This window comes from Plantactinospora sp. WMMC1484, assembly GCF_049315195.1.
In the GTDB taxonomy this organism is placed as follows: domain Bacteria; phylum Actinomycetota; class Actinomycetes; order Mycobacteriales; family Micromonosporaceae; genus Plantactinospora.
In genome coordinates this window covers 7,573,548-7,590,614 of sequence record NZ_CP186055.1, presented here as the reverse complement: position 1 = coordinate 7,590,614, position 17,067 = coordinate 7,573,548, and the positions used below count along the sequence as shown (strand labels likewise).

The following is a 17,067-nucleotide window of genomic DNA, read 5'->3' as shown; positions in this document are numbered from 1 at the left end:
CCAGAGATGAGGTATCCGATGACGACCGTCGAGTGCGCTCCTCAACCGATCCAGACCGACCTGACCACCTGGTACGAGCGGGTGCTGGTGCCGCAGAGTCGCCCCGCGCTGCACCGCTACGCCCTGCGTCTGGTCCCCGGCGACCCGCACCGTGCCGAGGATCTGGTCCAGGAGACGCTCCTGCGGGCCTGGCGGAACCTGGACTCGGTGGCCAGTGCCCGGTCGCCGCAGGCCTGGCTCTCCCGGGTCGCGCACAACCTCTGCATCGACCAGGCCCGGCGGGTGGCGGCCCGCCCCGCCGAGGTCGCCGAGGACCTCACCGCCAGGGTCTGGGAGCCGGCGGAGAGCCTCTACGAGGCCGCCCTGGACCGGGCCGAGCTGGAGCCGGCGCTGCGTAGCCTCTCGGCGGTGCACCGCGAGGCCCTGCTCCTCGTCTACTACCAGGACCGTACGCACCGCGAGGTGGCCGGTGTGCTCGGCGTGCCCCCGGGCACGATGAAGTCGCGCACCCACAATGCCGCCCGCGAGCTGCAACGGGCGTTGCACCGGCGCGGCGTGACCGGCAGCGCCCCGAACTGACCCCGCCCCGAACTGACCCCGCCCCGAACTGACCCCGCCCCGAACTGACCCCGCCCCGAACTGACCCCGCCCCGAACTGACCCCGCCCGGTAGTGGCCCGGGGCGGGTCCGCCCCGGTGTGGCCCGGGGCGAGGGGAACCGGTTCAGGCGGCCGGCGGCTCCGGGGCCGGGTCGATGAACTGGACCGGACTGCCGTCGCTACGTACCGGATCTCCCAGCACGACCCGCCAGCCCAGCCGGTCGTTCAGGTCCGCGAGGTCGTCCCGGAGGTAGTGGAAGTCGTCCCGGGTGACCGGCGTGTCGGTCACCGGCACCAGCCGGACCCGCATCTCCCGCCCACCGTCCGGGTTGACCCGGGTGCGGGCCTGGTCCCCGAGGAACGCCAGCAGCGCGGCGGGAAGCGGGTCGTCGGGGCCGGCCGGAGCGCTACTCGGCGGCACCGGCTGTAGCCGAGGACCGGCCGGGTACGCCAGCACCAGATCGCCCTCGGCCGGGAGGCTCCCGACCTGCGGGCCGACGCCGGCGGTGGCCCAGACATCGGTGTCGAGCCGCACGAGCCCGTCGAGGGCGAGACGGATCCGCTCCGCGTCCGCCTGGTTGGCGGCGGTCAGTTGTGCCAACCCGACGTTCTGCTCCCGCGTCCGCTCCAGCACCTGCATGAGCCGTACCGGGAGGTCGGGGGCCCAGGTGTCCACATTGGCCCCGTCGACCCAGGCGATCAGGTCGGCCGCTGCGGACGGCCCCGAGGCCAGCGGAGCGGTGGGCTCCAGCAGCCGCAGCGCCCGGTACGCCGCGGTGAGCCGGTGGAGGCCGAACCCGCCGATGCCGTACGCCCGCGCGGCCAGGTAACCGGCGGCGAGCAGGTTCCGCAGCGCGTCCGGGCCGGTGAGGCCGAGTTTGCCGGCCAGCGCGGTCAGCGCGTCCAGGAGCACCGTGACGTCCCGCTCGGCCGGCGGCACGTCGGTCACGTCCAGCAGCGCGTCGATCAGGTCGTACACGGTGAACGAGAGGTCCTGGCCCGGCACGACCTCCAGCGGCGGATACGGGGTCGGGAAGGAGTACTCGTAGGCGGCGAGGGGATTCTGCTCGCCGGTGACCAGCCGGGCCAGTTCGGCGTCCTGGTCGGTGACGGCATGCACCAGATCGCCGTCGAGCCGCACCGGCGGCGGCTGCGTCTCGGGTCGGTGCACCCGGGCGATCGGGGCGTCCGGGTCGCCCTCCTGACCGGCCAGCATCCGGGCCAGCCACATGCCGTGCTGCCAGACCGGCCAGGGGGTGTCCTGGCCTGGTGTGCCGATGACCACCCGCGGGTCGCCCTCCTCGATCACCGGTGTCGCGTCCTTCGGCCCCACCCAGACCCGGTCGCCCACCGACGTCGCCTGCCAGTCGTCGCCGAAGACCCCCCACCGGCCACCGCCGAGGTTGCCCAGGTCGGTCGTGGGCGTGGCGAGCTGGGGGAAGCGCGGCGTGTGGTGCACGGTGACGTACCGGGCGAACGCCGGCAGCGTCGCGGTGTGCAGCCGGCTGTACGACACGAAGTGGTCGGAGAGCCCCGCTCCGGGCGGCTCGATCAGGTGCGGGGCGAACGCGAGCCGCTGCTCCGGACCGAGTAGCCGGGCCAGCTCCATCGCCCTCGCCGCGCTGACCGGGGTGGGGATGACCAGCTCCACCAGCACCCGATCGGGTAGTCGGGTGCGTAGCTCGGTGAGCAGCTCATCCGCCCGAGCCGAGTCGGCAAGCGAGATCACGAGCAGCGGCCGGTCCGGATGCGCCAGCCGCTGGGGTGGTTCGGTCGCCGACCCCGTCGGGCGGAGGAAACCACCCGCGCGACCCAGGCCGACCAACTCGTAGCCCTCCGGCGGCGCGAGCTGGGCGACGGGCGTACCACTCCAGTCCCGTACCGAGCCGAGGGACGTGTATCGCAACTGGGTCAGGAACGCCTGCATCTCTGTCGGCTGGGTGTTGTAGCGCAGCGGCGCGACCCGGCTGAGCGCGTCCAGCAGGTTGAGGCCGCGGCGCAGCCGGTCGAGAGCCCGGGGCGCAAATTCGAAGAGTCGCTCCGCCACCGAGAGCCGCTGGCGTGCGTCGCGGGCCAGCAGCTTGGTCTGGAGGAAGGTTTCGTTGAAGTGCCGGGTGGCGGGATCCGTGTGGCTGTCCCAGATCTGCTGTATCGCCGGATATCTGGGGTCGTCGGTCACCCGTCCCTCCCAGAGCTCCCGCTGGACGTCCGGGTGGGCGGTGACCGCACCGGGCGCCGCCGGATCGCCGAACCGGGTGGCAAGCATTTGGGCGGCTACCGAGAACTGCTCGAGATGCGCCAGCTCGTGCACCAGGCACTGCATGACCTCGTCCACCGGACCGTCGGTGGCGAGCTCCATGATCCAGTGCTTCATGCTGAAGGCGCCCTCCAGGCCCGGGCGGGCGCCAGTGATCGCTCGTATCGGCGGCGCTCCAAGGGCACTGGTGATGAGTCCGGCGACCTCCCGCCAGACCTCGACGGAAAGCTTTCCCCGGTCGTCAGCCTTTGTGGCGACCAGTTGGCTCACCTCGTCATGCAGCTTTCTCAGGTGCGCCGCGTCGGCGGAGCGGAGTATCCGGTAGTCCGGGCCGGGCGGTGCAACGTGCCCCGGCGGCGTCGTCTGGGCGGTGGTCGTCGCGGTCGCCGTCGCCGTGGTCGCCGTCGCCGTGGTCGCCGTCGCCGTGGTCGCCGTCGCCGTGGTCGCTGTCGCCGTGGTCGCTGTCGCCGTGGTCGCCGTCCTGGTGTCGGGCGCGGATGTGGCGGCCAGGTCAGCGGTGTCGGTCGTGGTCGGACCGGCGGATGTCGCCTGCTGCGCCGCCTGCTGTGTGGCGTGCTGGGTCGCCAGGTCGGCGAGCATCGTGTCGCGGTCGGCAGTCAGGCCACTGGCGAGGATCCCGGCTGCCACCGGGTCGGTCCCTTCGGCCCGCAGGCGCTGTGCCTGAAATTCCACCCACCGCGCACGCAGGTCGACCGCTGGCGGGGCGGTCTCGGTGCCCTCGGCTGGTTTGATGGTGGCGGTCTGGGTGGGTGCGGTTTTGGTGGGTGGTGGGGCGGTGGTGTGTTTGTATGGGCGGGCTTCGACGGGTTCGCCCAGCTGTTTGCTCAATACGACGGCGACGTTGTCGAGCCAGCGTTTGACATCGGCCGGGTCGAGCTGAGGGCGGATCTTTTCGCTCATGTAGCGGCCGGACTTGTCGTCGACGACCCATCGGCCGGTTTCCGGGTCGCGGTGCAGTTCGCCGCTGATTCGTCCCTTGCCGACGTAGGCGTGGCCTTCGGCGTCGAAGCGTACGCCGATGGTGGGGTGGCCCTGTTGGTTGATGCTTTCCCTGAGTTGGTCGAGGGTGAGGTCGGGATTCTTGGTCCGCATCGCCGCGTGCAGGTCGTCGAGCTGTTTGGCGGAGACGACGGTGAGGATCTCCTCGCTGCCGATCATGATGTCGCCGCCCTCGGTGACCACGTAGTGCCAGCGGGCGTCGGGCCGGCCGGCGTGGATCTCGGGGGTGAAGTCGGAGAGGGGCATCCAGGCCGGGTTGACGCGCACCTGCTGGGTGCGTAGGGCGTCCCCGCTGACAGTCTTTCCGCCGGCCGTTACGGGCGGGTCGATCTCGAACGGCTTCACGCCCTTGGGATCGACAGCCGGTCCCCTCGTCTCGTCCAGTTCGGCCGCTTTCGGCTCGGCCGCTTTCGGCTCGGCCGCTTTCGCGGTCTGGGTGGGTGCGGTCTGGGTGGGTGCGGTCTGGGTGGGTGCGGTCTGGGTGGGTGCGGTTTTGGTGGGTGGTGGGGCGGTGGTGTGTTTGTATGGGCGGGCTTCGACGGGTTCGCCCAGCTGTTTGCTCAATACGACGGCGACGTTGTCGAGCCAGCGTTTGACATCGGCCGGGTCGAGCTGAGGGCGGATCTTTTCGCTCATGTAGCGGCCGGACTTGTCGTCGACGACCCATCGGCCGGTTTCCGGGTCGCGGTGCAGTTCGCCGCTGATTCGTCCCTTGCCGACGTAGGCGTGGCCTTCGGCGTCGAAGCGTACGCCGATGGTGGGGTGGCCCTGTTGGTTGATGCTTTCCCTGAGTTGGTCGAGGGTGAGGTCGGGATTCTTGGTCCGCATCGCCGCGTGCAGGTCGTCGAGCTGTTTGGCGGAGACGACGGTGAGGATCTCCTCGCTGCCGATCATGATGTCGCCGCCCTCGGTGACCACGTAGTGCCAGCGGGCGTCGGGCCGGCCGGCGTGGATCTCGGGGGTGAAGTCGGAGAGGGGCATCCAGGCCGGGTTGACGCGCACCTGCTGGGTGCGTAGGGCGTCCCCGCTGACAGTCTTTCCGCCGGCCGTTACGGGCGGGTCGATCTCGAACGGCTTCACGCCCTTGGGATCGACAGCCGGTCCCCTCGTCTCGTCCAGTTCGGCCGCTTTCGGCTCGGCCGCTTTCGGCTCGGCCGCTTTCGGCGGGCTGGGGGGCAAGGGCTCCGGCGGTGCCGGTTGTCCCTCGACCATCGCCTGGTAGTGGTCGCTGTGCCGGTACACGTCGAACAGCGGCGCACCCTCGCGACCGATCGTCTGGCTGTGCTCGGGCGCGTGGATGCGTATCTGGGCATCCAACGCGGCGGCCAGCAGGCCCGGGTAGGCCTCGCCGACGGCGTCGTGCCAGTGGTCGGCCCAGTTTCGCACGGCCTGGACGAGGGCGGCGAACTCGTCGGCGTCGACCGGCCGGAGCGGATCCAGCAGGTGTGTCATGAGCTGGTCGCGCAGCGTACCGTCGGGAAGTGCCTGCAGCCCGACCGGATTGCCGCTGGCGGTGAGGTAGTCGAACATGGCCCGCATCGACAGTGACTCGTCGGCCAGGTCGCGGGGCGGTGAGCCGTCCGTCGTGGGTCTGAGTGGCACCTGACCCTCGGCGTGGGCGCGGGCCGCCGCAGCGTCCCAGCCCGCGGCAACCAGGTCGGCGGTCCGCTGCGCTATGTAGAGATCGCGCAGCTGCACGGCCGGCAGCAGGGCCGGGTCATGCAGCCTCGTGATGCCCGCGTCCCGCAACCGGCCCAACAGGGTGTCGCGGTCCATCGCGTCCACCTCGGCGCGGAGTTGCAGTACCCGGTTGTTCCGGTATGCCTCGATGGCCTGTGCCGGTACGCCCTCCGGGCCCACCGCCCGGAGGTGCTGCTCGACCAGGCGGCGCAGCAGCTCCGCCGCCGTACCGATCTGGATGTTCGGCGGCATCAGGCCAGGTGTCTGGGCGGCCCGGCCGGTGATCTGCGCGCGGACTGCCTCGGGGTCGGCGAGCCACGAGTGCAGGGCCGGCGAGCCGAGCCCGGCGGCGGCCAACCTTGTGCTCACCAGCTCGGGGGCGCTGCCGACGGCGGCGTAGAGCTGACAGAGCCCACCGCCCGGCGTCGGCAGCACCCGCGACGCCTCCGTCGACAGCTTCGGCGCTGCGGTTGTGGACGGCTGCACCGGCGGTGCGGTGGCCGGCTTCTGTGTGCTGGACTGCTGGACCGGTGCTGTGGTGGCCGGCTGCTGCGCGGGCGGTGTCGTGGTGGGTTGCGGCGGCGTGGGCAGGCGGACGCTCTCGTCCTGGATGTGCTTGGCGAGAGCCGCCGCGTCGGCGTCCTTCGCACCCTCGGCCACCCCGAGGTACCGGTGCCGGAAGTCGTCGAGCAGCCCGTGGTGCCGTTGCAGCAGATCCCACCAGGTCTGCCCGGCCCGGTCCCATTCCTGGTGCAACCCGGGCAGCTTGGCCTCGACCTCCGCGCGGGCGGCGCTGCCTTCCGGGGCCGCGTACGCGTCGTAGCGGGCCTGGTCGAGCTTGTCGGCGGAGGAGACGAAGTTCTCCGCCGCCCTGGCCAGCTTCGCTTCGTGATCGACGATTTCGCCGAAGGCGGCGACCCGGTCCGGAGAGTCCGTGGCGATACCGGCGGCCTCCGTCGGGATGTGCAGCGCCGTCCGCGCGTCGTGCAGGCCCATCCGCAACGAGACGTTCACCAACTCGGTCGGCTGGCTGGCGCTGGTGACCGTCCTGGTGGGCCACGTCGAGTACGACAGCGAGACGGTGACCTCGACCCGGCTCAGGTAGTCGACGGCGGCCGAGCGGCTCTCCGGCTTGACGTTGCCCAGGTCGCTGGTGGAGTTGCTGCCGCTCTCGGCGGCGGCCTGGGTGTCCCCGGCGGCGACACCGGGCCCACCGGTTTCCAGGGCCTGGTACGGGTCGTCGGCGAAGCCCCGCCCGATCAGCGGGATGCGGGGAATCCGCAGATGTTGGGTCACGATGCTGGTGCCGGTGCTGTAACCACCGCTCTGCTGGCGTGCGTGTTCGCGGAAGACGCCGGAGCTGACGCCGCCGAGCGACGCGCCCTCGGGCAGCAGCCTGATCGTGATCGCCGCCTTCTGTCCGAAGATCTGCGCGCTGACCGCCGGCGGCAGCGTGAAACCCTCGGCGCTGATCAGCTTCGACATGGCGGGAAGCAGGATCTCCGGGGTGAGGCTCTGGTGGATCTGGTGTGCTCCCGCGTACCCCGTGGTCCTCAACCGCTTCGCGGCGGCGGCCAGCAGGTTCGTGACGACGCGTTGTACCTGGGCGACCTGGTTGACGTCCTCCGCGCTGAAGCGCGGCGGCAGCGGCATCCCGTTGACCGTCCGCCAGCCGGGTGCCAGCTCTGCCGGCGGAACGATCTGGTAGGGCGTGGGCCGGTCCGCCGGCGCAGACCGTGGCGGCCGGAGGTCGTCGGCCCACCGATCCTGGATCACCTTGTCGTACACCACCAGCAGGTCGCCGTCGACGCGCTCGCCCTTGTCGAAGATGGCCAGGGTGTACTTGACGCGTGTCTCCAGTCTGGCCTTGACACCACGGCCGGAGCTGAGGTTCGTGTCGGTCGTGGTGGAGTCGTCGTTCTGCGCGTTCAGCACCTGCGACACCCGCCCGACGGTGTCTCCCATGCCGACCGCGAGGTTCTCGCCGTGGTGGTTGGAGACGCCGGTGCCGGCCACCCCGACCGTCGCGGTGTCGCCGTGCGTCCGCTGCCTGGTGACGCCCTGCTCACTGGTGTGCGTGGTCTTGATGTCCAGGTCGTCGTGGTCGGCGACGAAACCGAGGACCTTCGGTTCGCCGATCGGCTCGGCCAGCAGACGTACGTCCCGGGAGTGTTGCGTCATCCGGCCGGGCTTCATGTGCAGCACCGAGACCCCGCCGTCGACCATCGCCGACCAGTGCTGCGCCTGTCCCGCCGGAGTGAAGAGGTGGAGCAGCCGGCGGCGGTTCAGCATCGGGTCGTCGAGCCCGGGTCCGGAGAGCGAGTCGGAGATCTTGCCGATCGAGCGGTTCGTGATCCGGCCCTGCACCATGTCGAGGAGGCCCTTGACCATTCCTCGGTCCGGGCCGAGATTGGCCGCCTCGGCCCGCAGCACGCTGGTCATCGACTCGGTCAGGGTCGGTGTCTCGTCGAAGGTGTAGAGGCCCAGACCGGGGCTGCGGCCGGGCGGCAGGCCCAGGGCCGGAGGCAGCGTCGGCAGCCACGGCGCTCCCATCGTGCCGGGGTCTCCGGCCAGCTTCGGCAGCAGACCGAGCTTGACCATGGTGGCGGCGGAGAGCCGCAGGAATATCGCGTTGCTGATGGTGCCGTGCCGGGCGACCGACTTGTGGTGGTGCAGCCACTCGCCGGTCCGCAGCGACTGCGGAATGGCGGCGTACCGGTCCGGCTCGGTGGTGATCTCCGCGGCCACCGACACCCGCATGTCGAAGACGACCAGGAAGGAGCGCTGACTGCCCTTGCGGTTGTTGGCGTTGCGCTCGATCGCGCCACTGACGCTCTCGGTGTGCCGGGTGGATCCGGCGTAGAGCAGCTTTTCGTAGCCGAACGGGAACAGCACACCACCGCCCGAGGTGGTCTCCGTGCTGGTGCCGGAGCGGCGGACGTTCGCCGAGAAGTTGGCCCGCAGCGCGAGTTGTCGCTCGACGGTCTTGGCCGCGCCGACCTCGACCGAACCGACCGAGGCGGACTCGTTGGTGATGGTGGCGAACGCCGGCAACACCGTCGGATTGGTCAACGCGACCGCGACGGCCAGATCGGTCGCGGCGCCGTCCTCGGCGGTGGTGAGCCGGTCCACGTGCCACACACCGTCGAGCATCGCGGCGAGACCGTGGATCTGGCGCGACTCGCCCAGCCGGTCGATCGTGCCGGCCCAGACCGGCATCCCCTCGGCCAACCCGTCGGTGCCGCGCAGGCCGCCCAGCTTGGTCCGGGAAACGGCGTCGGTGTATTCCTGGGCGGCCCGGAGCGTGTCCCTGGCCAGCCGGGTGATGAAGGTGCTACCCGGAAAGTCCTCCACCGACAGCCAGTGGTTGACTGTCGACTTCGGCCCCTCGTCGACCCATTCGCGCAGTCGGGTCAGCTCGAGCTGGGTCCGGCGGTCGACGGCCAGCGGATCGGGGCGCGGTGTCATCGTGGTCGGCAGGCTGATCGGCCGGGCCAGCACCGAGGCGTTGTCGAACTGCACGGTGACCGGACGCGTCTGGACCAGCCGGAAGCGGGTGAACTGCTTCCCGCCGACCAGCGCCGCCGGCTCGTGGGTCGGGTTCACCACCCGGGCCGTGCCGGCCGGGTCGGTGACCGGCCGGGGCAACCGCTGGTGCATCACCCGCCCGAACATGGACCGGGACTTCGGATCCGGACCGAGGCGCTTCGTGTACGCGTACACCTGCACCGTGATCTGCAGGTCGTTGCCGAAGGCCTGCGAGTTCGGGGTCCCGCCGTTGAGTCGGATCTCCTGACCGGCTAGCCGCGCGTCGCTCTGCCGGTTGAACCGGCCACGGAGTTCGACCGCACCCGCGGGTACCAACGCGCTGGCCGCCGTCCCGACCAGCCGGAACACGCCACCGCCCTCGAACGCCACGGCGCCTCGCCACTGGAGACCAGCGTTGATCTTCTCCTGGAAGGTGTCGGCGTGGCTGGTCCGCACCGCGTCGCCCGAGCTGGTGCCGAGGTGCTGGAAGGCCCTGGTGTAGCTGGCCGTCACGTGCACGATGACGTGCCGGGTGCCGATCTTCTTGGTCCGGGTCAACTCGGCGACCAGGCCGGTCTTGAGCAGAGTGCCCCGGCCCTGACGCAACCCGGACACCGAGAGCACCCGGTCCAGCGCATCCTGGTTGGCCTGCCGTTCAACCGCGGCGCGGCTGGTGCGCATCCGTTTCACCCTGCCGGACCTGCCGTACTCGGGCAGAAAGCCGCCCTCGATGCGTCGGATCAGCCCGCTCACGTCCAGGTAGAGCTGTTGGAACCCGCTCAGCCCGTAGGTGACCGAGCGGCCACCACCGAGGGCGTACGGCGGCACGTACCACTGCTTCGGTGCGGGGATGAGGACGCTGCTGTCGTTGAGCAGTTGGGCCACCCGGACCGCGGGCAGGTGGCCGAGCACCACCAGGTCGACGGTGATCGGTGCGATCGTGCCCTGCCCGGACAAGCGGCTGCCCGGCACCTCGCGCAGCCCGGCGTGCACCGTGACCCGGAAGTGCGCCTCGACCAGGACATTGGCGATGTCCTTGAACTCGGTGCCGGTCCTGGACGTGCCGCCGTGGGTGGCGGAGGCGGTCATCGAGCGCAGGAAGCCCCAGAAGAGCCGGGCCTGTACGTATCCTGGGCCGAACGCCCAGCGGGCGGGGACCAGGGACAGGCCCGTGCCGACCCGGCTCGAGTGGGACAACTGCGTCGCCTCGCTCTGCCCCGGCTGCCAGCGGAACGAGGTCTTGGCGACGTCGGCCAGGACGGAGAGCTTCGGCATGGTCGCGGTGATTTCCAGCGAGAGCGCGTGCGCGCCGTGCGTGCTGGTGATCGTCGGTGGATGGACGGCCGTGTCCAGGGCCGGCAGCAGGTTGCCGATCATGGAGGACTCCTCGAACAGGCCACGGGCCTGCCCTGCCCCCAGGGTGCCCGGCCCGACGGTCTTGGTGGGCCGGAACATGACGAGAGCGTCCTCGACGACGTCGTTCCAGGTGCCCGTCGGGTCGGCACCGTCGTCCAGACCGATCCCCGCCCGCAGGATGCGTACCGGCGTGAGGTTCTCCACAAGCATCGACGTGTGCCTGCTCGGGTCGACGGTGAGCCAGTCGGGTTCCCGGGGTGTGGCGTTGGCGATGTCGTCGACGGTCCGGAACGTCACGTCGGCCCCGACCGGCTCGCCGACGCGCCGCTCGGTCGCCTGCGGACCGGTGAGCGGCGAGTCCGGGTCCGTCACGGTGACCTGGAAACCGACCGGTGCGGTGACCAGGTGTGAGCCTGACCCGCTGCGTACGTTGTGCGAGTCGATCAGTTTCGCGCCGTCCTGGAAGGACTCCAGCGGTCGGGAGAGGGCGACGTCGACGGCGCCGCCGGCCCCGTAGCCGACCCGCTGCGGAAACATGGTGCCGACGCCGAGCGAGCCGGAGCCGCCGGTGGTGGAGGCGTACTTGATCCCGGCGGACTGGTCGCTGCGGGTGTCGAACTTCGCCCGGTCCGCGGACTGGTCGATGACCTGGGCACCGGCCGGCGACCAGATCGGAGTGACGGTGACCCGGTGCCAACCGAAGAGGCCGTCGCGGACGTCGAAACTGCGGCCACCGGTGGTGAAGAACGACTGGGCGTCGTCGCGCAGCGCCTGCCCGATGGCGCCGGTCTGCACCGAGAGCTTGGACGATCCCGGCACCAGCGGCAGCTTCTCGGCCACCCGGGCACGTACCGCGTCGGTGACGCTCTGATCAAGGTCACGGATCAGGCCGTCGAGGTCGTTGATGGAGTCGAGGACGTGCAGCAGGTCGGGCCGGGTCCGGTAGAGGCCGGGCAGGGGGTTGTCGGCCGGCTCGGCGGGCTTGAGGACCGTCATGGCGATCTCTTCGCCCGGCGGCGTCACGGTGATCGTGGGTATCGTGCTGCTCGCGACAACGGGCGCCAGCGGCGCCGGGGCGGTGCCGGACGAGGTGGCGACCGTACCGGCCGGGGCGGGCGCCGTGGCTTCGGCGGGCGGGGTGGCTTCGGCGGTGGTGACCCGGGGAGCGACGTCCACGCCGGAGGCCCAGAACTCCTCGGCGACGTTGCCGGCCACGGCATCCGGCACCGGACGTGGCGCGGCGGAGCCGGAGAAGTACGGCGCCAGCACGTCGGCGATCTGTCCGAGCGCCGCCGGGGTCAACACCAACTCGTCGACCCCGTCGGTGTGGCTGCCCATCAGGTCGCCGTGCTCGGGCTGGTGGGTGCCGCGCAGCAACGCGTTCGGCGGTGCGGTGGTGTCCGTCGCACCGAGCTGGTGCACGATCTCGTGGGCGTACGCGGCCGGCGAGGCGTTGGCCGCCCACACCCGCTGGGACGTCTGCGTGCCGGCGGGGGCGACCGTGACCGAGCCGCGCGCGTTGGCCGGGTCGTCGAAGTCCACGGTCACCCGCATCGGCACGTCCCACCCGGGCAGGCGGTGCTCGGGTGCGTTGACGTACCGCTGCAGTCCCTCGACGACGCGCGCCTTCACCGTGGCGATCTCCTGCGCCGTGACGCCGGGCGCGGCGTCGAGGCGCAGCTTGAGCGCGAAGTGCATCTCCTGCTCGGTGACGGTCAGCCGGTATCCGACGCCGACCCGCTCGCCGCTGGCCGGCGGACGGGTGACCTTCGGCGGCTGGCCGGTGGCGGTGGGTGGCTCGAAACGGAACGCGTCCTTCAACGGTCGCCACCGCTCGGCGTCCACCTCGATCACCCGGGCCTGGCCGCCGGGCCGGCCGTCGCCGAGCAGGTCGCGCGGTGGCATCGCCACCTTCTCTGCGGGTGCGGTGGACGCGTCGTCGGCAGCGCGGGGCGGTGCCGGCAGCTCGAGAACGTCGTCACCCGCTGTCGATGTCGGCCGTGCCGGTCCCTCCGTCGGCTTCGGCGTCGCCGGGCTCTCCGTCGGCTTCGGCGTCGCCGGGCTCTCCGTCGGCTTCGGCGTCGCCGGGCTCTCCGTCGGCTTCGGCGTCGCCGGGCTCTCCACGGGTGTGGTGAGCGTCGGCGGGTCGTCCGCGGCCCGGCCGGGCACCGGCGGACCGTCCGCGCCACGCAGCTCGGCCAACCGGTCGCCGAGGGTGGTGTAGCGGGCAGCGGTCGAGTCCCGCAGGCTCTGCGAGAGACCGCCGAGCGCCTCGTCGAGCCGGGAGTCGAGCGGGCGGAGGTGATCGGGGGAGGTGAGCGCGGCGTTGATCTGGGCGGCGGTGTCCAGCCGGTGCTGGTCCAGCCGGGCGGCGTACCGGGACAGCACGTGGTCGATGCCGGCCCGGTTGTCGCCGGCTCGGGCGAGCGCGTCCTGCCAGGCCCGGTACTCGTCGGCGGGAAGCGGACCGCTGCCGCCGCGAAGCTCCGCGAGCCGGGCCTCCCGCTCCAGGGCGGCGACGCGTAGTTCGTAGCGGGCCAGCACGTCCGCCTCGGCCGCCTCGGTGCCGGCGCGGCCGAACTCGGCGTCCCACTCGGCACGCTCGGCCGGCGGCATGCCGATCGCCTCGTCCCGGTACGTCCGCAGGGCGCCGAGCCGTTCGGTCAGCTCGTCAGCGCTGCCGGGCGGCAGTGTCGGTACGTCGGGCAGCTCGGCCGGACCGGTCGGTGGGACCTCCGGGTCGTCAGAGCCGCGTGGCGCACCGTTGTCGGAGCCGCGTAGCGCGTCCAGCCGGTGGCGCAGCTCCATGCCGAGGAGGTCCGGTTCCGGCGTGCTCTCCCCCCGCAGCGCGTGCAACCGCTGCGCCAGGTCGTCGAGGCCGCCGGGCGGCAGCGTCGGTGCGTCGGGGAGTTCGGCGAGCGGGACGTCGGGGCCGTCGGTGCCGCGCAGGGCGGCGAAGCGTTGCTCCAGCTCCAGGCCGGCGAGGCGCGGGTCGGGGGCGTGGTCGCCGCGCAGCGCGTCGAGCCGGGCCTGCAGCTCGGCCAGGTCGCCCGCGGATCCGGCGCCGTCGGGAGCACGGTCGGGCGTGGCATCGGGTACGACGCGGTCGTGCAGCTTCTGCTCGGCCAGCTTGCCGGCGAGGCTGTTCTCGTAGGCGTGCAGCAGCCGGTGCAGCTCGTCGGTCTCGCCGGCGGCGACCGCGCGTTCGATGTCGATGGCGTGTTGCAGCCAGGTCGACTTCTCCATGCCGAGCTGGGCGGCACGGTGGTGACCGGCGTCGACGTGTGCCCGGAACGAGTCGAGCCGCGGGAACAGGGCGTGCCGGTCGATCCGGTCGTGCAGCGCGTTCAGCCCTCGGGCGGCGTCACCGTGCCGGCCCTGCTCGATCGCGGTGCGGACCTCGCCGCTGAGCACGCCCAGCTCCCGCTCGGGCAGCTCGACCCCCCGGGCGTCGGAGACGAGTTCGGTCAGCCGCTGGTGCAGCGCCTCGGGGCCGGGTGCGGCGGCCGGGTCGGCCCGAGGCACGCTCGGCAGGTCCGGCAGGCGGTCGCCGGCGCCCGCGCCGCTCGCCCGCTCCGCTCCGGCCGGCGTACCCGCCTGGTCGGGGGTTTCCGGTCGGCCCGGGGTGTCGCCCCGCGACCCGGCGTCACCGAGCCGTCCCGTCTCGAACTCGACGGGGACCTCCTCGGCGCGGGCGGCGGCGAGCTGGGTTTCCAGGTCGGTGAGGCGCTCGACGGCGGTGGCGCGGGCGGTTGCCTCCGCCGGAGAGATGGTCGGCACGTCCGGGAAGATCGCCGGCTCGACCGGGCGGGCCGGGGGTGGGGCACCGGGGCGGAGCTGATGGAAGCGGTGCTCAAGCTCCAGCTGACGGGCCGCCGGGGAGGGCGGGTCGGTGCCGCGCAGGGCCGCCAGCCGGCTCTCCAGCTCGGCCAAGCTGGTGCCGGGCTGCTCGGTGGGCACCGACGGCAGGTCGGCGATGTCGGCCGGGGCGGTCGGGCGCAGTTGCGCGAACCGGTGCTCCAGTTCCAGCGCGGCCAGGTCGGTGCGGGGGGCGTCGGCTCCGCGCAGGTCGTCCAGCCGGGTCTGCAACTGCTGTACCGCTTCGTCCACCGCCGCAGCGGGTCTGGCAGCCGCGAGGTCGGGCGAGGTGGCCTCCCTGGCCGCCGCCAGGTCCGGTGCGACCGTACCGTTCGGGTGGGCGGGCGGGGGATCGACCGCGAGGGAGACCTCCCTGGCTTCGATCCTGAGGCCGTCGGCGGTCCGGCGGACCAGCGCCTCGGCGACCCGGACGTCCTTCTCGGCGCGGGCGACGGTGAGCGCGTCCCCGGAGGCGTTGGCCAGCGCGTGCTGTGCCCGCTGCAGCTGATCGAGCGCATGCAGGTGGCTGAGCTGCTGCGGCGACGGGCCGCCGGTCTGCTCCGCACGGGGCGGTACGGGCGTCGAGATGTCCCGGACCGGTGCGGTGGGTGTGGTGACCGCCGACGGATCCACCCGGGGCGGGGCGGTGAGCGCACCGGGGCCGGGCCCGTCGAGCAGGTTCAGCGCCTGGTGGACGGTGCTGGCATCGGCGGCCCTGCCGAGGTGTGTCGGCGGTGGCGCGACGACCTCGGCCCGGACGAGGTTCGTCGGCGCCGCCTGGGAGGTCACACCCGTGGGGGCGGGTGTGGGTGTGGCGGTGCTGGTCTCGCCGAACGCCTTCTCCGGAGCGCCGAGGTTGAACGCGACCCCGGTCTCCGACACCCGGACCGCGCTGACCTCGCCCATGTGCAGGTGGCGCAGCTCCGTACGCCCGAACGCCTCCATCCCCTCCACACCGCCCACGACCCGGTTCAGCGTCGTACTGAGGTTGCCGATCTGCATGTTCGGCAGGGTCACCGAGCCCGGCGTGCCCACCGTGGGCACGGTGACCTGTGATGTCGTCACCGCCGGATTGACCGTCGGTACGTCGGGCCGGGCGATCGCGCCGAGATCGACCGCGTGCGCGGCACCGGGCAGACCGGGCGCGGCGACCGGGGTGACCGTATCGGCCGTCCGCAACACCGGCACGTCCAGGTTCTGCGCGCCGCGCAGGCCGGCCAGGTCGTTCGCGCCGAGCGCGCCACGGGTCGCGGAGAGGTCGACACCGCGGGCCGAGAAGCTGAGCTCCGGCATCGACGCACCGCCGATCAGCGGTTTCTCGACCAGGTCGGGAAGGTACAGCCCGTTCTGGCTGACGTTGATCCCACCGGTGTGCGGTGCGCCGCCGGGCGTGACGACGTGCACCGTGGTGATGCCGTTGGCGAGCCGTACGCCGCCGCCGAGCGAGGCCAGGGCGTCGAACCGGGTCATGCCGAGCCCGCGACCCAACACGCCGAGCTTGAAGGCCCCGGAGACCCCGACCGCGCCGATCTCGTGACCGGCCAGCGGTAGGAAGATCCGCAACCACTTCCAGCCGCCGAACTCCCGCGCCATCAGGTTGCCGAACCTGACGGCGTTGGCGGCGACGAACCGGCCGGCGTCGGCGGTCAGGCCGGCGAGCCTGCCCAGCCCCTGATAGCCGACGACACCGAGCCGGGTGATCGCGGCCGGAGTGGTGACCAGGGTGAACTTCTCCAGGGCCACGAATCCCCGCACGGCCAGGCCGTCGAGCGGGCCGACTATCCGCGGGATCATCAGCGCGCCGACCTTCACCGAGTTGGCCACGGTGACGCCGAGGTCACCGATGCCGCGCATGATCCCGCCGATGCTCAGCGCCGACACCGCTTGCCAGAAGTCGTTGATGCCGGTCCGGGCCAGGTTGAAGCTGTTCCGGCTGAGCTGGGTGATGTTCCGCCATGCGCTGCTGGCCAGTTTGGTCAGGTCGCCGAGGGCGATCAGCGGCCGGGTGCTGGGGCCGAGCAGGCCGAGCAGGCCGAGCGCCAGACCCAGAGCGTTCGTCTTGCCCATCGCGAAGTCGAGCGTCGCCTTCACCGCCAGGGCGGCGTTCATCGCGAAGGCGAGCAGGCCGAGCGGCCCGCCGACGAAGATGGCGACCACGGTGATGACGAGGGTCAGCCAGGTGAAGATCTCCCAGAAGACCTCACAGGCCGACTTGGGCGTCACCGGGGACCTGATGTGCCCGGTGGCGTCGAGGATGGCCTGCCGGGCCGTTCCCGCCGCGGCTGTCACGTCCGCCGCGGCGTTCTGCGCGTCCGCCTTGAGCGCGTTGATCCGGTCCTCGTCGTCGCCGGCCCCGGCCGCGCTGCGCAGCGCCTGGTCGGCCTTTGCCTGTGCCTCCCGCAACGCCTCGGCGTACGTGCGGATGGCCGGCCCGGCGGCGGAGAAGGCCGTCCGGACCCCGGCGATGAAGCCGCTCATCTCCTTGCTGATCTGCTCGCGCAGCCAGTCCGCGGTCTTGCCGACGAACGCCCCCTCGCCGCTCTGCCGCAACACGGTGGCGAGACCGTCGTCGGCGGTCTGGGCATGGCCGGCCATCACGTCCATGTAGCTGGCGACCCGCAGCAGCACGTCGGGATCGCCGGGGGTGGGATCACCGGACAGTGTGAGCGCCGACCAGTCACCGGGCCGTACCGCCACCGCACCCCTCCCGCCGCCCCGGACACCCTCGTCCTGTTCGACGCGACGCACCCGCGCGGAGGTTCACGGTGAA

The 17,067-nt window shown here is 72.1% G+C and carries 2 protein-coding genes; one reads left to right on the top strand and one right to left on the bottom strand.

What is annotated here, in order from left to right; all coding sequences use genetic code 11:
* The first annotated feature begins 18 nt into the window (after nt 1-18).
* On the top strand, nt 19-579 hold the full coding sequence (locus ACN28C_RS32520; protein ID WP_422771302.1) for a sigma-70 family RNA polymerase sigma factor: 561 nt from the start codon (nt 19-21) through the stop codon (nt 577-579).
* A 143-nt stretch (nt 580-722) separates the two neighbouring features.
* On the opposite strand, the gene ACN28C_RS32515 is transcribed toward ACN28C_RS32520, so the two are convergent.
* Nucleotides 723-17,045 (bottom strand): hypothetical protein, encoded by a 16,323-nt coding sequence (locus ACN28C_RS32515; protein ID WP_422771301.1) that lies wholly within the window; start codon nt 17,043-17,045, stop codon nt 723-725.
* Nucleotides 17,046-17,067 lie beyond the last annotated feature (22 nt).